Raw genomic sequence first — 14,668 nt, 5'->3', positions numbered from 1 at the left:
TCGGTCGCCTTCTGCACCATGTAGTCGAGGCGGGCGCGCTTCAGCGGCGCGAAGAGGTAGTGGATGTCCGGTCCGCCCTCTTGCGGCCGCACCCGGTTCAGGGCTTCGAGCACGGCGCCGCGCTTGCCGGCCTCACTGAGGTGCGCTTTCCACTCGCCGTCGCGGCCGTTGAAGATCAGGATCTCGTCGCCGTCGCCGAGACGCAGCACGGCACGCAGGTAGCTCGCCTGCTCGGGTGTGCAGGGAACCTTCGCGCCCGGTTCGAGGGGGTGCTCGACGAACAGACGCTGCGAGGTGACATCGTGGACCGCCATGGCGTCTCCATATCCGATAGGACGGCGCGATCCAACACGCGTTGACCGCAGCCCCGCCCCTGCCCTAGCATCCGGCGTGCGGTGCAAGCCGCCTCCGGACCCGCGGGAAGGGCTGAGCCCACTTGCCATTCGTATGCTGACAACTGAACCTTTGTGCAGCCGAAGTTGCGGGTCGTCGGTGCTCGATGCACGGAGGTTTCCATGACCCGGCTCCCGGACCGGCCCCATCCCGACCATCTGAAAAAGCAGGCCAAAGAGCTGCTCGCACTCTATCGGGCAGGCGCGCTCGAGGCGATCTCGCGATTTCGCGACGCCCTGCCTCAGGCGCGCGGCCGGAGCGACGAGGCGATCGTCGCTCTCAGGCTTCGGCTCGCGGATGCGCAGTCGTGCGTGGCGCGCGAATACGGGTTTGCATCCTGGGCCGATCTTTCGCATTTCGTTGCGGCGCGGCTCGCGAGGGCCGCCGACCGGGTGGGTCAGGTCCGAAACCTGCTGGGGCTCATCTATGCCGGCGACATCACGGGCGGAACGGGGAACGCGCGGCCGGCCGTCGCCGCGCGCGTGCTTGCGGAGACCCCGGGTCTGACAGACGGCGATCCCTATCTCGCATGCGCCGTGGGCGACGAGACTGCCCTCGCGCGGGAAACGGCATGCGATCCCGCCTGGGTCAACCGGCCGGGGGGGCCGTTGGCGCTACCACCGCTCGTCGCGGTCGCGCATTCGAGCCTCGCGCGGCTGCCGGCCTATCGCGATCGGCTGCGCGCGGCGGCGCGCTTCCTGCTCGATGCGGGCGCCGATCCGAACCAGAGCGTTGCCAACCGCTGGATGGCGTCGCCCGAGGCGCCCGACGCCGACCATCCGCTGTCGGCGCTCTACGGCGCGGCCGGGCAGAACCGCGACCCCGAGATGACGCGTCTCCTGCTCGCGCGCGGCGCCGACCCGAACGACGGCGAGTCGCTTTACCATTCGCTCGAAAACCCGGATTGCACCCGCCTTCTGCTGGAGGCCGGCGCGCACGTCTCCGGCACGAACGCGCTTTACCGCGCCCTGGACATGGACAGCGCGGAGCCGTTGCGGCTGCTGCTCGCGCGCGGCGGCGATGCCAATGCGCGGCCGCACGGTGCGCCGGGCGGCGCCTGGGGCACGCCGCTTCTGTGGGCGATCCGGCGGCGGCGCTCGCCGGCCCATATCGCTGCTCTCCTCGCCGCCGGCGCGGACCCGTCGGCCACGACGTCCCGCGGCGAAAGCGCAACCACGCTCGCCCTCAAGCTCGGGCTTCCGGCCATCGCGGACATGCTCAGCGCGGCCGGCGGCGCGACCGCGACGCTGTCTCCATCGGATGCGTTCGTCGCCGCCGCGGCGCGCGGCGACGCCGAGGAGGCACGGCGCCTGCTCTCCGCCCATCCGGATCTGGTCGCGCGCCTGCCGGAGGCGGACCAGCGGCTCTTGCCGGAGCTTGCGGCCGAGGGCGCGGACGCGGGCGTGCGCACGATGGTGCGGCTTGGCTGGCCCGTTGCCACCCGCGGCGGGGATTGGGCCGCCTCGGCGCTCAATCACGCCGTGTTCCGCGGCGATGCGGCGCTCACGCGCTTCCTTCTCGAGCACGGCGCGCAATGGACGGAGACGCACGGCTTCGGCGACAACGCCGCGGGCACGCTGTCGTGGGCCTCATGCAACGCGCCCGTCGCGGGCGGGGATTGGGCCGGGTCTGCCGAGGCCCTCATGGCTCATGGCATGCCGGGCGCCGAGCCGGATGCGGAGGGCTCTGACCTCCTGGTCGTGGGCGGCGTCCGACGCCGGTTCGCCGACGACGTTGCGGACGTGCTTCTTGCCGCATCCACGTCGCCGGGCGGCCGAGTTGCCGGACGGAGCGACGGGGGCTAACGTCGGACGCATCAGGGACGATGAGGATCACTCAGGCATGACGGCACATGCGGCCAATCCGGACCAGGAGCCCACGCTCGGGAGCGGCACGAAAGCCGTGTCCGATGCGCCGGCCGACAACTGGGTGGACCGCTATGCGCCGGTCGCTTGGCGGCCCTACCTGCGGCTCGCGCGCATGGACCGCCCCATCGGGACCTGGCTGCTGCTGTTCCCCTGCTGGTGGTCGGTGACACTCGCCGAAGTCTCGAACGGGCGCCCCTATCCGAACCTGGGCCTGCTCGCCCTGTTCGCGCTCGGCGCCATCGTCATGCGCGGCGCCGGCTGCGCCTTCAACGACTACGTGGACCGCGAGTACGACGCGCGTGTCGCGCGCACGGCGAGCCGCCCCATTCCGTCGGGCCAGGTCACACCCGAGGCGGCGCTGGCGTTCGTGGCGGCGCTGTCACTCATCGGATTCCTGGTGCTGATCTGGTTCAACACCTTCACCATCCTGCTCGGCGTCGCCTCGCTGGGGCTGGTCGTGATCTACCCTTACATGAAGCGTTTCACGCACTGGCCGCAGGCGGTGCTGGGGCTCGCCTTCAACTGGGGCGCGCTGATGGGCTGGGCCGCCGTCAAGGGGTCGCTGGCGCTGCCGCCGCTCTTGCTCTACGCGGGCTCGGTGCTCTGGACGATCGGCTACGATACCATCTACGCGCATCAGGACGCGGACGACGATGCGGTGCTCGGCCTCAAGTCCACGGCGCTCACCTTCGGGCAGGATACCCCGTTCTGGGTCGGCAGCTTCTACGCGGGCGCGCTGCTGCTCTGGATCGCCGCCGGCTTCCTCGCCGGCACCCATCTCGTGTTCTTCTTCGGCATGGCCCTGGTCGGCCTGCAGATGGCCTGGCAGGTCTCGACGCTCGATACGTCAGATCCCAAGAACTGCCTGCGCCGTTTCCGCGCCAACCGCGACGTGGGCGTCGCGATCTTCCTGGCGCTCGTCACCGACACGCTGCTCTCGTGGTGGGCCGGCTTGAGCTGAGCCGGCCCAGGGGCCTTGCCGTTCCGGCTCAGTCGTCCGGGTTCTCGTCGTCCTTGCCGTCCGACCCGGACGACAGCTCCTTGAGCTTGGCGAACACGCGGGCCTCCTCCTCGGCAGGGGTCTCCTCGCGCTCGTCGGCTCCCTTGGGCTGGACGATCTCCGCCGTCGGGCGGAACCCTTCCGCGGCAGGCTCGTCGGCCGAAGCCGTCGTCTCCTCGGTCGGCAGCAGCGTACCGGCCTTGATGGCCTCCTTCTGCGCCTCGCGCCGCTCGCGCTCGAGGCGGCGGGCCGCCTTCTTCACCTCGTTGTCGAGGTCGATCTGCGAGCAGAGCCCGAGCGTCACCGGGTCCTGCGGGACGAGGTTCGGCGAGTTCCAGTGCGTGCGATCCTTGATCTGGGCGATGGTCGGCTTGGTGGTGCCGACGAGGCGCATGATCTGGCTGGTCTTGAGCTCGGGATGGTTGCGCAGGAGCCAGAGCACCGCGTTCGGGCGGTCGTGGCGGCGCGAGACGGGCGTATAGCGCGGGCCGCGCTTCGAGGGCGTCTCAGGCATGACCACCTTCGGCTCGGCGAGCCTCAGCGGATGGGCGGGGTCCTTCTCCGCCGCCTCGATCTCGTCGCGGGTGAGCTGGTTCGAGGTGACGGGGTCCAGACCCTTGATCCCCTGGGCGACATCGCCGTCGGCGATTCCTTTCACCTCAAGCACGTGGAGGCCGCAGAACTCGGCGATCTGCTCGAAGGAGAGCGAGGTGTTTTCGACGAGCCAGACGGCGGTGGCCTTCGGCATCAAGGGTTTACGGTCGCTCATAGCGCTCTTCTCCGGGCTCCCGCGGCGTCACCGCGAAAGCCATTTCATTGGTAGGAATTTGGGGATGAGATCTTATAACGCGATCCGGTGCCGGACTGCAACACCCGCGTGCGCCGGCGCCACCGGATCGGCCGCGTGCGAGTTGCGCGCCCCCGGAACGCCCGCTAGACCATGCTCTCCATTCAACGGGCTCCCCCTCAAAACTCCGGCAGGACCAGCAGCATGACCAAGACGATCACGTATTTCGAAGACCTCGCCGTGGGCCAGGAAGCCTCCCTTTCCAACACGGTGACGGAAGCGGCCATCACCGCGTTCGCGGACATCTCGGGCGACCGCAACCCCGTGCATGTCGACGCGGCCTATGCGGCGACCACCCTGTTCAAGGAGCGCATCGCCCACGGCATGCTGTCGGCCGCCTACATCTCGGCCGTGTTCGGCATGAAACTGCCCGGCCCGGGCGCTATCTACGTCTCGCAGACGCTGGCCTTCAAGGGTCCCGTCAAGATCGGCGACACGGTGGTCGCCACCGTGAAGATCATCGAGCTGCTGCCCGAGAAGAAGCGCGCGCGCTTCGAGACCGTCTGCACGGTCGACGGCAAGGCAGTGCTGACAGGCGAGGCGCAGCTCATGGTGCCCGGTCGCCCGGAAGCGTGACGGAACGGGAGCAAGCGGTCCGCGTGGAAGAGACGAGGCGCGATGCACGTCGTTCACGGCACTGAGAACGTTCCGCCCGAGGCCAAGGGTGCGGTGCTCGCGCTCGGCAACTTCGACGGCGTGCATCGTGGCCATCAGGTCATCATCGGACGCGCGATCGCGGACGCGAAACGCGCCGGACGGCCGGCCGGCGTGGTGCTGTTCGAGCCGCATCCGCGCGTATTCTTTCAGCCCGACGCCCCGCACTTCCGCCTGACGTCGCTCGACGAGAAGCTCGCCGTGCTCGACGAACTGGGGCTCGATATCGCCATCGTGCTCCCCTTCGACGCCGCGCTCGCCGCGCTCGATGCCGACCGCTTCATCGAGGACATTCTCGTCGGCGCGCTTGCCGTCGCAGAAGTGGTCGTGGGCTATCACTTCTTCTTCGGGCGCAACCGCGGCGGCTCGGCCGAGACGCTCAAGGCCGCGGGGGCGGCGCACGGCTTTGCCGTCACCATCGTCGCGCCCGTGGCGGAGCGGGGCGAGCCGTTCTCGTCGACCGCCATCCGCCTGCTGCTCGCGGAAGGCGATGTGCGCGGCGCGGCCGAGGCGCTCGGACGGCCCTGGCGCGTCAAAGGTCCCGTCATCGGCGGCGCGAAACGCGGCACCGGCCTCGGTTTTCCAACGGCGAACGTCGCACTGCCGAAGGGGACGGCGCTCGGGCACGGCATCTTCGCGGTGCGCGTCCTCCTCGACGGGCGGGCGCTCGACGGCGCCGCCTATCTCGGCACGCGCCCAACGTTCGATGACGGCATGCCGGTGCTGGAAGTGTTCCTGTTCGACTTCGACGAGGCGATCTACGGGCGCGACATCGAGGTGAGCTTCATCGACAAGGTGCGCGACGACCGCAAGTTCTCGAGCGCGGACGAGCTCGTCGCGCAGATGGAAAAGGACTGCGCCAAGGCGCGGGCCATCCTCGCGGCGGAGCGGCCGGCCTAACGTCAGAACGTCGGGATGCTGCCGGGACCGTGCTCTCCCGGCTTGCGGCCGGCCTTGCCGAGCTTCATGACCTGCCGCGTGCCGTCGGGCTGCACGAGCGTGACGTACTCGCACTTCCTGTCGAGCGCCAGGATCGCGCGCAGGATGCGCTGGCCCGCGTCCCCTCCTTCATCGATCATCTCGGCGTCCATGGGGCCCGCATGATAGGTGCAGGCTTCCGTCCCACCCGGCAGCTTGCGGTTGGGAACCCGCGTTCCGTCGAGCGTCAGGGATGCAACAACAACCGCGCCGACAATGATGCCGCCGGCGAGCAGGGCTTGATGTTTCATGCACGACCGTCCCGGTGGAGGCGATTCGTTTACGCTTCCTGGCTAGCATGGGCGGCTGGCGCGAAGCATGCCGGAGCACTTTCGAGATGGTGATGCAAGCCACCTCCCTGATCCTGTCGGCCGTCCTCCTCGCAAGCGCGGCAAGCCCCCTTGCCGCGGGCGACCGGGGCGACGATCGGCGCGGAGACTGGCGCCGACCCGGCAGGCCCAACATCACCATCGAGCCCTATATCGACCTCTCCCGGCCGCCGCGGACGAACCCGGACGACCCGGAGTTCGTGATGAACGAGATCGCACGCTGCAACGCCGCCGGCATCCGCTCGTTCGTGGACTGCCTGAGGCCGACCCAGACCGCCCTCATGATCCGCCGTCTGGAAGCGTGCGTACAGTCGGAAACCATCCCCGACGACCCGCAGAGGGTTGCCGTCTGCCTCCCGGCCTCCCCCCTCCGCTGACCGGACACAAGGGCGGTGCGGCGAAACCGGGCGGGCCCGCGTCAACCCCTTGTTTACGCCCCGCCCTGCCGCCATAACTCCGCCGAACGAGCCCCGCATCCGCCAGAGGCCCCACGCATGTCGACCCGTCAGGATGGGGCCCCGAGCCCGCTCGCGCGCTCCCGCGACGATCTCGTCCAGTGGATCGCGGCCGGCGAGAAGCCGAAGCCGGATTGGCGCATCGGCACGGAGCACGAGAAGTTCGTCTTCTACACCGAGACGCTGACGCCGGTTCCTTACGCCGGCAACCGCGGCATCCGGGCGCTCATGGAGCACCTGGTGCTCCGCTACGACTGGGAGCCCATCACCGAAGGCGACAACATTATCGCGCTCAAGCGGCCGGACGGGCTCGCCGGCGGCACCATCAGCCTCGAGCCCGGCGGACAGTTCGAGCTTTCGGGAGCGCCGCTCAGGACGCTGCACGAGACGGCGGACGAGACGCAGGAGCACCTGAACCAGGTGCTCGACGTGGGCGAGGACCTCGGCATCGGCTTCCTGGGCGTCGGCTTCTCGCCCAAATGGACGCTGGCGGAGACGCCGCACATGCCCAAGCAGCGCTACGAGGTCATGACGCGCTACATGCCGACGGTCGGCAAGCGGGGCCTCGACATGATGTACCGCACGGCCACCATCCAGGTGAACCTCGATTTCGGCAGCGAGGCGGACATGGTGAAAAAGCTGCGCGTGAGCCTCGCGCTGCAGCCGATCGCCACCGCGATGTTCGCCTCGTCCCCCTTCACGGAGGGCAGGATCAACGGCCTCAAATCGCTGAGGAGCGAGGTCTGGCGCGAGACGGATCCGCGCCGCACGGGCATGCTGCCGTTCGTGTTCGAGGACGGAATGGGCTACGAGCGCTATGTCGATTACGCGCTCGACGTGCCGATGTACTTCGTCTACCGCGACGGGCGTTACATCGACGTCGCGGGCGCCTCGTTCCGGGATTTCATGGCGGGTCGGCTCCCGGCGCTCCCCGGGGAGCTGCCGACGCTCGACGACTGGTCCGATCATCTGACGACGCTTTTTCCCGAGGTGCGGCTCAAGCGGTTTCTCGAGATGCGCGGCGCGGACGGCGGGCGCTGGCCGCGGATCTGCGCGCTGTCTGCCTTCTGGGTCGGGCTGCTCTACGATGAGGTCGCGCTCGATGCGGCCTGGGACCTCGTCAAGTCGTGGACGGCCGAGGATCGCGAGGATCTGCGCCGGACGGTGCCGCGCGCGGCGCTCGCGGGCCGGTTCCGGGATACGTCGGTGCAGGCGCTCGCCCGCGCGGCGCTCGCCATCTCGCATCTCGGCTTGCAGAGGCGCGGCGAGACCAACCGCAAGAACCAGGACGAGACGATCTACCTGGCGCCGCTCGAGTACCTCGTCGGCGCGGGGCGCACGGTGGCCGATGAGTTGCTGGAGCGCTTCCAGGGGCGTTGGCGCGGGAACATCGACCACATCTTCGAGGAATTCGCTTTCTGATCGATGTTGTCAGGGCCGTTCCCGCCGGCATTATGGAGCCAATCACGTCTCTGGCCCGCATCCGAAGCAAAGTTCACGTGACGTTCATCGTACGGCGCGTAAATGGTAAATCTTCATGCGCGCCGGCCGAGAGTGCCGCCGCACGGGTCCACAGGCACACCGGAGGAAAGGAGGTCGGTCGTGAAGACAGTCATCCGATATGCCATCGCCGCCTCGCTCGTCGCCACATCCGCGACGGTCCTTTCCGCGGCCGCCGACGCCAACGACTGTGCGCAGCGCTGCTATGCTCAGGAGAACGCCTGCCGGCGCGCCACCCAGGACAGCCCGCGTTGCGGCGCCGAGCTCACCCGCTGCCTCCAGTCCTGCCGGCGGTAGGATGGCTTCGGGCCGATAGGGTCCGAAGCGTTCATGGTTCCAACCCTGCTCCCGGTCCAACCCTCAGGCCCGTGCGTCCTTGATGGCTTGCGCCACTTTCGTCGCTTGGGAAACCCGTCCCACCTTGCTGGGATGAACCTTGGTCCTGCGCCGGGTGCTGACGATGGGCTGCATGCCGTCGCCCGGCGTCGCGCTCGCGGGATAGCTCACGAAATTGCCGGCCCGCTTGAGGGCCAGCGCGCGGTGCGCCGCCTCGACATGATTGGTCCGCGCCTCGAGCGCCTGAAGCCGGCCAAGCTCCTTGTTGACGCGCTTCAATGCGGCCGCGATGAGCTGCTTGCGGCGGAGCGGCTGCTCGGCCGTGCCGGGGAAGCTCTTGCCGCGGGGCTCGGCTTTTCCGCGACCCACGCGCGCTTTGTGGCGCGTCAGCGTCCGGGCCTTGCCGTGCATCTCGCGCAGGCGAACCCGTAGCGCTTGCAGCTCCTTGGCATCGAGCTCGTAAATCGCCGGATGGTGCGTGACGCGCACCGCCTCGAACTCGTCGTTGGTGAGGACTTTCCGCTCGAGCTTGCTTGACGTGGACATGGGATCGTCTCCGCGCTTTCTTTTCCGTGGCGCCCGTTCGGGCTCACTCTCTCTCCGACGCCCTGTGGGCTGATGGGATCAGCCCAGGCGGCGGCGGAACTCATCATAGCCGAACGTAGCCACGACCTCGTAGCGGCCGTCCTCGTGAAGCATGGCGAGATCCGGCAGGGGCGTGCCGTTGAACGTCGTGTTCTTTACGAACGAGTACTGCATCATGTCGCCGAACACCACGCGCGACCCCGGCGCGAGGGGCTCGCCGAACGAATACTCGCCGATAATGTCGCCCGTCATGCAGGTCTTGCCGCCGAGAATGTAATCGTGCGCCAGCACGCCCGCCTCCCGGGCGCCGAGCACGGGCGGCGTATAGGGAACTTCCAACACGTCCGGCATGTGGGTCGAGGCGGAGGCGTCGAGGATGGCGATCTCCTTGCCGTTCCTGTGCAGGCCGATCACCGTCGCCACCAGGTAGCCCGTATCGACGACGAGGCCGGCGCCCGGCTCGAGGTAGACCTCGACGCCGAACTCGGCGCGGAAAGACCGGAGCGCGGTGATCAGCCTGGCGACGTCGTAGCCCGGCTTGTTGATGAAGTGGCCTCCGCCGAAGTTCACCGCCTTGACGCGCTTCAGGTAGGGGGCAAAATTTTTCGCGACATGCTCGATCAGCCCGACCGAGCCGTCGGCCAGCGACTCGCAGAGCGCATGCGCGTGGAAGATGTCGATCGCGTCCCAGGGGAGACGGTCGATCTCGGCCGGCGTCGTGCCGAAACGCGAGTTCGGCGCGCAGGGATCGTAGAGCGCGCCGCCGAGCGTGGCGTTCGAGTAGCCGGGATTGATGCGGATGCCGACCGCGCAGCCGGCCGCCGTCGCAAGACCCAGTCCGCGCGCGATCTCATCCGGCGAATTGAAATAGATGTGGTCGGCGATAGCGGTCAGGCGCGCGACCTCGCCCGGCGCGTAGGCCGGCGCGTAGACGTGCACCTCCTTGCCGAACTCCTCCCGGCCCATGCGCGCCTCGTACTCGCCGGACGCGGTCGTGCCATCGAGCGCGTCCCGCATGAACGGGAAGGCCGCCGGCATCGCCCACGCCTTGGTGGCGAGCAGGACCTTGACGCCCGCTTCGCGCCGGATGCGCGCTGCCGTCTCGAGGTTGCGCTTCAGCGCCGCCACGTCGAGCACGTAGGCCGGGGTGCGTATGGTCTCGGGAAGGCTCAAGGTCATGGGCGTCTCGCGCGGGGGTGGTGGGCCGAGGGCGCTATATGGCATCGCCGGGCGGCAACTTCCAGGGCGGGGCGCGCGGTCTATGCCCGATCCTCGTCGTCGGGCCATCGGTAAAAGAAGGTGAAGAAGAAGAGCGCAAGGTAGATCGCGGCGAACGCAGCGCAGCCGAGCGCCGCGGACGCCTCGTAAAGCGACAGTCCGTGGAGGATATCGGGCCGCTCTCCGCCAAAGCTCGCGATGCCGACGCTGGTCGCCCCGAGCTTGCTCCACGCGCGCTCGGTCCCGATCAGCAGCGCGTTGAGGCCGCCCGTCAGCACGCCCATGAAGGCGAGCCCGCACGAGAGCAGCAGGAACGACAGCGCCCTGAGACCGAACGGCGCTTTCCTGAGGAACAGCCACAGGCCGACGATGTAAGCCGAGATCATCCCGAAGCTGACCGAGACGACGGAGAGGACGAGCCCCGTCAGGTCGTTGCGGATGGACAGGATTTCGCCTTCGCTCATCGGGCCCTCACCGTATGCGCCATGCGGGGCAGCATACGCGTGGGCTTGGGCGGGCGACATCCCTTTCGCATCACGGAGGCCGCAACAAAAACGGGGCTCGCGGGCCCGCTTCCTCGCAGTCTAGTGTCCCGATTTCGAAGTTCGCTTGCGTTTGCGGCTAGGTCCCATCGCGAACTTCGGACTCATAAGGGACACTAGACTGATGGACTTGCTAGTGGCTGCTCGCCTGCGGCGGATCGCTGTAGAAATCCAGGTCGTCCTGGATGTTCTGCGCCGCGATGCGCCAATTGCCGGGCGCGTGCGTGGTTCCGTTGGCGTAGCCGTTCGTGTGGCCGTTGAGCGGCTTCGGATGCACATCGGCCTCGATGGCGGTCAGGGGCTCGCTCGCGGTCAGCGGAATGGCGCACAGGCGGCCGGCGAGCTGCTGCAGCTCCGTCATGATCATCGTGCGGCGCGCCTCATGGTGCGCCGTGACCTCGCGGATCTCCGCCAGCAGCTTCTCGTCCACGTGGTTCAGCGCCGCGTCGAGCGCGCGGATGAGCGCCTGCTCCTCCTGCGTGTTTTCGGCGAGCTTGCGGTGCATCTCCGCGAGCTTCTGAGAAAGATGAGCCATGGCTGTCCCCCGTCACAATGCGAATCATGCGGTGCAGTTTTCCGATTCTTGTGATTCAATTAAGGGCGAGCAACGCCACAATCGGCTCAGACGCACGGAGACACCCGGCAATTTTATTCCATGCGCGGCAACATTTCCCCGGCGCATGGCAGGGAGAGCGCGGCTAGCGGATCTCGCGCCGCCAGGCGGCCGCAAGGTGATCGGCGACGGTCGTCACCACGCCGTCGTCACGCATATAGGCGTTGTGATAGAGCGCGTCGGAGAGGCGCTTCCACATGATGTCCGGATGCGCGATGCCGCCTTCGGGGCCGTCGGCGGCGACGATGCTGTCGTAGAGGCTCTGCGCGGCCACGAAGAGCGCGGCATCGTCGATGCCCCCGAGATCGGTGGCATCGATGCGCTCCTCGCGGGCCTCGATCCGATAGGGCGGGAGGCGCGTCACGCCGACCAGCCGGTAGAGGCCGTCGCCGCCGAACGCGGCGCCGATGACGCCGCCATGGATCGCGCTCGTCAGCATCCTGGCGTAGAGCCACGCGCCACCTGCCCGCGCGACGAGCCAGACGAGGGAGAACACCGCGCCGTAGACCACCGGCACCAGCAGCAGGAAGGTCAGGTCCGCACCCAGCGCGAGGCCGTACACGCCCGATTTCACCTTCTCGATCACGGGAGCCAGAAAATAGCTCGCCGTCCACGCAAAAACGGCAAGCGTCACCACCACGCCGGCCAACGAGGCGAACGCGGTCAGCGAGCGCATGGCGGCGGCGGTCTTGACGTACTGCGGCGAGATCTCGGCCGCGGTCTCGAGGAGTTGCATGGCCTCGTCGCGCGGACTGTGCACGACCAGCCATTGGCGCGGCGCGAGCGACCGGGCCAAGAGCCGCGTCGCGCGGTGGCGCCGGCCGAGCTTGCGCACGCCGGCCGCGAGGCTCCACAGGCCGAGCGCGCCAAGGCCGCCGAAAAAGACGATGGCCTCGACCTTCTTGTTGGTGTCGGTCGGCAGGATCTCGATCAGATACCACAGCATGATCGGCGGGATCACGAGGCCGAGCACGGTCTGAAAAAGCGCGATCAAGAGCGGCACCGTCTTCAGGCGGCGCTTGAAGAACGGCGTGCCGAAGCTGACGATGCCGCCGCGGAGCGGCGAGCGCCCGGCCTGCGCCAACCCTTCCACGGCGACGTTGCCGCCGTGGCTGTGGGCGATGACGGCATGCGGGCGCCCGGCCTTGTGCAGCGCCTTCATCGTGCGCGCGAGCGCGGCGGCGCCCTTCAAGCGGTCGAAGTCCGAGTTGGCACCCGACCAATGCAGCGGCAGGATCTCGGCGTTGGCAACGCCGCGCTCGCACAGGCGGTTGACCAGGTGCCGGGTGAAGTTCGAGCCCTTCTGCCACCAGCGCCCGCCCTCGTCGTCGGGGTCAGCGTCGTTGGTGCCGTGGACGGTAATGATGACGGGCGCGGGCCCCGGATCGGCGAGCCGCGCGGCCGCGTCATGCCCTTCGACCGTGTCCTGCATGCCGGCTCCCCCCAAGCTCATGCCTCGCGGCCATCTCAGCGGGAAAGCATCCGAATGTGAATTAAAAAAATGGGCGGCTTGGCCGCGACGCAGCCACGACGTGGAAGGAGAAAGGCTGCGTACCGCACCAAAAACCCCGGAGCAGGGACGCTCCGGGGTTCGAAATGGTGTGGCTATGGTCGGGACGTCTTCGCCGGGGTCAGGTCTTGACCGCGAAGAGCTCGGCCTGGTCGGCAGGCGTGATGTCCTTCACGTGCCAGGGCAGGCCCTGCTTGCCGAGCTCGTCCAGGAACGGCTTCGAGGGGAGCTGCTCGACGTTGAACACACCCGTGCCGCTCCAGGCGCCCTTGAACATCTGGATGGCACCGACGACCGGCGGCACGCCCGTCGTGTAGCTGACCGCCTGCGCACCCGTCTCCTTGTAGCACTGGGCATGGTCGCAGACGTTGTAGATCAGCACGGTCTTGCGCTTGCCGCCTCGGGTGCCGTCGATGATGCAGCCGATGGACGTGCGGCCCGTGTAATTCTCTCCAAGCGAGGAGGGCGGTGGCAGAAGCTCCTTCAGGAACTCCATCGGGATCACCGGCGTGCCCTTGTACATGACGGGATCGATGCGCGTCATGCCGACGCTCTGCAGCACGTCGAGGTGCTTGATGTAGTTATCGGAGAACGTCATCCAGAAGCGGATCTGCTTCAGGCCCTTGATGTTGCGGACGAGGCTCTCCTCCTCCTCGTGGTAGATGAGATAGCTCTTGCGCGGGCCGACCTCCGGATAGTCGATCATGCAGGCGATCGAGAGCGGATCGATGTCGACCCACTTGCCGTCCTTCCAGTACTTGCCGCGCTGCGTCACCTCGCGGAGATTGATCTCCGGATTGAAGTTGGTGGCGAACGACTTGCCGTGGCTGCCGTCGTTGCAATCAATAATGTCAATGGTGTCGATGGTGTCGAACAGGTGCTCCTGTGCGTAAGCGCAGAAGATGTTCGAGACGCCGGGATCGAAGCCGCAGCCGAGCACGCCCATGATGCCGCGGTCGGCGTACTTGTCCTGGTAGGCCCACTGCCAGGAGTACTCGAATTTGGCGACGTCGCGCGGCTCGTAGTTGGCCGTGTCCATGTAGTGCACGCCGGTCTTGAGGCAGGCATCCATGATCGGCAGATCCTGGTAGGGGAGCGCCATGTTGATCACGAGATCCGGCTTCACTTTCGTGATCAAGGCCGCGGTCTCGTCGACGTTGTCGGCGTCCACCTGGGAGATCTCGATCGGCGTCACGCAGCGCGCGGCCACCTTCTCGCAGCTTTCAAGGCGCCGCGAGGCGAGATGCACCGTCTTGAAAACATCGCGGTTCATCGCGCACTTCTGCGCCGTCACCGAACCCGCCGCACCGGCTCCAATGATGAGAACGCTGTCCAAGGCAAAGCTCCGTTAACGATGATGGGCGCGTCAGAGGGTGGACCGGACGCGATCACGGCCAGGGCTTTCGAGGCGACCGGGGTCGGATGCGACCACGGACAGGCGCCCGCAAATAGGCTACCGGACCCCGAATTTCAACAGTGCGCACACGTTCTTGCGGCCGACGGGCAAAATAATTTTTTCGCCCGTTCCGATGCGCACGTCAAAAAAGCTTCATCCCAGGCGGCAACGGAAGGCCGCCGGTGGCCTCGGCCATCTTCTCCTGCACGCGCTGCTCCACCTTCGCCTTGGCGTCGGTCGTCGCGGCGATGATGAGATCCTCGACGATCTCGGCGTCCTCGGGCTTCAGGAGAGACGGATCGATCCTGACGCCTTTCATGTCGCCCTTGCCGGTGAGCGTCACGGAGACGAGCCCGCCGCCGGCCACGCCTGTTACCTCGACGGCGCCGAGCTCCTCCTGCAGGCGCTGCATGCGCTCCTGCATGTCCTTGACCTGCTTCATCA

Annotated in this window: 17 protein-coding genes; 7 read left to right on the top strand and 10 right to left on the bottom strand. The window is 67.7% G+C overall.

Features of this window, described 5'->3' with window-relative positions; all coding sequences use genetic code 11:
- Nucleotides 1-314, bottom strand: a 314-nt coding sequence (locus V7082_RS19030) for an RsmE family RNA methyltransferase (RefSeq protein ID WP_334151031.1), incomplete at its 3' end; no start/stop codon positions are given.
- A 201-nt stretch (nt 315-515) separates the two neighbouring features.
- Here V7082_RS19030 and V7082_RS19025 point away from each other — a divergent pair.
- Nucleotides 516-2,198: an ankyrin repeat domain-containing protein gene (locus V7082_RS19025; RefSeq protein ID WP_334151029.1), complete on the top strand. Its 1,683-nt coding sequence runs from the start codon at nt 516-518 to the stop codon at nt 2,196-2,198.
- 37 nt (nt 2,199-2,235) lie between these two features.
- A complete protein-coding gene (gene ubiA, locus V7082_RS19020) occupies nt 2,236-3,222 on the top strand; it encodes a 4-hydroxybenzoate octaprenyltransferase (RefSeq protein ID WP_334151028.1) in 987 nt (328 codons plus the stop codon).
- A gap of 28 nt (nt 3,223-3,250) precedes the next feature.
- On the opposite strand, the gene V7082_RS19015 is transcribed toward ubiA, so the two are convergent.
- A complete protein-coding gene (locus V7082_RS19015; protein WP_334151026.1) occupies nt 3,251-4,030 on the bottom strand; it encodes a DUF1013 domain-containing protein in 780 nt (259 codons plus the stop codon).
- A gap of 222 nt (nt 4,031-4,252) precedes the next feature.
- On the opposite strand from V7082_RS19015, the gene V7082_RS19010 reads away from it, so the two are divergent.
- On the top strand, nt 4,253-4,684 hold the full coding sequence (locus V7082_RS19010) for a MaoC family dehydratase (RefSeq protein WP_334151024.1): 432 nt from the start codon (nt 4,253-4,255) through the stop codon (nt 4,682-4,684).
- 42 nt (nt 4,685-4,726) lie between these two features.
- On the top strand, nt 4,727-5,662 hold the full coding sequence (locus tag V7082_RS19005; protein WP_334151023.1) for a bifunctional riboflavin kinase/FAD synthetase: 936 nt from the start codon (nt 4,727-4,729) through the stop codon (nt 5,660-5,662).
- 2 nt (nt 5,663-5,664) lie between these two features.
- Here V7082_RS19005 and V7082_RS19000 read toward each other — a convergent pair whose 3' ends face one another.
- On the bottom strand, nt 5,665-5,991 hold the full coding sequence (locus tag V7082_RS19000) for a hypothetical protein (protein WP_334151021.1): 327 nt from the start codon (nt 5,989-5,991) through the stop codon (nt 5,665-5,667).
- A 92-nt stretch (nt 5,992-6,083) separates the two neighbouring features.
- On the opposite strand from V7082_RS19000, the gene V7082_RS18995 reads away from it, so the two are divergent.
- The 3 genes from V7082_RS18995 (at nt 6,084) to V7082_RS18985 (ending at nt 8,321) form a co-directional block, all read left to right on the top strand.
- Nucleotides 6,084-6,446: a hypothetical protein gene (locus tag V7082_RS18995; protein WP_334151019.1), complete on the top strand. Its 363-nt coding sequence runs from the start codon at nt 6,084-6,086 to the stop codon at nt 6,444-6,446.
- Between the two features lie 117 nt (nt 6,447-6,563).
- Nucleotides 6,564-7,946: a glutamate--cysteine ligase gene (locus tag V7082_RS18990; RefSeq protein WP_334151018.1), complete on the top strand. Its 1,383-nt coding sequence runs from the start codon at nt 6,564-6,566 to the stop codon at nt 7,944-7,946.
- A 180-nt stretch (nt 7,947-8,126) separates the two neighbouring features.
- Nucleotides 8,127-8,321 carry a hypothetical protein gene (locus V7082_RS18985; protein WP_334151016.1) on the top strand — a complete coding sequence of 65 codons (195 nt, stop codon included), beginning with the start codon at nt 8,127-8,129 and terminating at the stop codon, nt 8,319-8,321.
- A gap of 63 nt (nt 8,322-8,384) precedes the next feature.
- Here V7082_RS18985 and V7082_RS18980 read toward each other — a convergent pair whose 3' ends face one another.
- From V7082_RS18980 to V7082_RS18950, 7 genes are all read right to left on the bottom strand, one after another.
- Complete coding sequence (locus tag V7082_RS18980; RefSeq protein WP_334151015.1) at nt 8,385-8,906, bottom strand: hypothetical protein; 522 nt, start codon at nt 8,904-8,906, stop codon at nt 8,385-8,387.
- Nucleotides 8,907-8,984: 78 nt separating this feature from the next.
- Nucleotides 8,985-10,124, bottom strand: coding sequence for a carboxynorspermidine decarboxylase (locus tag V7082_RS18975; RefSeq protein WP_334151014.1), 1,140 nt, complete (start codon nt 10,122-10,124; stop codon nt 8,985-8,987).
- An 80-nt stretch (nt 10,125-10,204) separates the two neighbouring features.
- Nucleotides 10,205-10,627: a hypothetical protein gene (locus V7082_RS18970; RefSeq protein ID WP_334151013.1), complete on the bottom strand. Its 423-nt coding sequence runs from the start codon at nt 10,625-10,627 to the stop codon at nt 10,205-10,207.
- Nucleotides 10,628-10,838: 211 nt separating this feature from the next.
- A complete protein-coding gene (locus V7082_RS18965; protein ID WP_334151011.1) occupies nt 10,839-11,240 on the bottom strand; it encodes a hypothetical protein in 402 nt (133 codons plus the stop codon).
- A gap of 163 nt (nt 11,241-11,403) precedes the next feature.
- Complete coding sequence (locus V7082_RS18960) at nt 11,404-12,750, bottom strand: hypothetical protein (RefSeq protein WP_334151010.1); 1,347 nt, start codon at nt 12,748-12,750, stop codon at nt 11,404-11,406.
- Nucleotides 12,751-12,949: 199 nt separating this feature from the next.
- On the bottom strand, nt 12,950-14,164 hold the full coding sequence (locus tag V7082_RS18955) for a saccharopine dehydrogenase family protein (RefSeq protein ID WP_334151008.1): 1,215 nt from the start codon (nt 14,162-14,164) through the stop codon (nt 12,950-12,952).
- A 202-nt stretch (nt 14,165-14,366) separates the two neighbouring features.
- The gene (locus V7082_RS18950; protein WP_334151006.1) at nt 14,367-14,666 is read right to left on the bottom strand and encodes a YbaB/EbfC family nucleoid-associated protein; all 300 of its coding nucleotides are present in this window, start codon (nt 14,664-14,666) and stop codon (nt 14,367-14,369) included.
- Between the last annotated feature and the right edge of the window lie 2 nt (nt 14,667-14,668).

The sequence above is a fragment of the Hyphomicrobium sp. genome, from assembly GCF_036833075.1.
Taxonomy (GTDB): Bacteria; Pseudomonadota; Alphaproteobacteria; order Rhizobiales; family Hyphomicrobiaceae; genus Hyphomicrobium_C.
The sequence above is the reverse complement of the archived record's forward strand: the minus strand, read 5'-3'. Positions and strand labels throughout refer to the sequence as shown.

What these genes read in the sequence shown, in the direction of transcription:
- V7082_RS19025 (WP_334151029.1), top strand. Translation starts at nt 516, where the DNA reads ATGACCCGGCTCCCGGACCGGCCCCATCCCGACCATCTGAAAAAGCAG.
- V7082_RS18990 (WP_334151018.1), top strand. Translation starts at nt 6,564, where the DNA reads ATGTCGACCCGTCAGGATGGGGCCCCGAGCCCGCTCGCGCGCTCCCGC.
- V7082_RS18975 (WP_334151014.1), bottom strand. Translation starts at nt 10,124, where the DNA reads ATGACCTTGAGCCTTCCCGAGACCATACGCACCCCGGCCTACGTGCTC.
- V7082_RS19000 (WP_334151021.1), bottom strand. Translation starts at nt 5,991, where the DNA reads ATGAAACATCAAGCCCTGCTCGCCGGCGGCATCATTGTCGGCGCGGTT.
- V7082_RS18965 (WP_334151011.1), bottom strand. Translation starts at nt 11,240, where the DNA reads ATGGCTCATCTTTCTCAGAAGCTCGCGGAGATGCACCGCAAGCTCGCC.
- V7082_RS18950 (WP_334151006.1), bottom strand. Translation starts at nt 14,666, where the DNA reads ATGAAGCAGGTCAAGGACATGCAGGAGCGCATGCAGCGCCTGCAGGAG.
- ubiA (WP_334151028.1), top strand. Translation starts at nt 2,236, where the DNA reads ATGACGGCACATGCGGCCAATCCGGACCAGGAGCCCACGCTCGGGAGC.
- V7082_RS19005 (WP_334151023.1), top strand. Translation starts at nt 4,727, where the DNA reads ATGCACGTCGTTCACGGCACTGAGAACGTTCCGCCCGAGGCCAAGGGT.
- V7082_RS18970 (WP_334151013.1), bottom strand. Translation starts at nt 10,627, where the DNA reads ATGAGCGAAGGCGAAATCCTGTCCATCCGCAACGACCTGACGGGGCTC.
- V7082_RS19010 (WP_334151024.1), top strand. Translation starts at nt 4,253, where the DNA reads ATGACCAAGACGATCACGTATTTCGAAGACCTCGCCGTGGGCCAGGAA.
- V7082_RS18995 (WP_334151019.1), top strand. Translation starts at nt 6,084, where the DNA reads ATGCAAGCCACCTCCCTGATCCTGTCGGCCGTCCTCCTCGCAAGCGCG.
- V7082_RS18980 (WP_334151015.1), bottom strand. Translation starts at nt 8,906, where the DNA reads ATGTCCACGTCAAGCAAGCTCGAGCGGAAAGTCCTCACCAACGACGAG.
- V7082_RS18960 (WP_334151010.1), bottom strand. Translation starts at nt 12,750, where the DNA reads ATGCAGGACACGGTCGAAGGGCATGACGCGGCCGCGCGGCTCGCCGAT.
- V7082_RS19015 (WP_334151026.1), bottom strand. Translation starts at nt 4,030, where the DNA reads ATGAGCGACCGTAAACCCTTGATGCCGAAGGCCACCGCCGTCTGGCTC.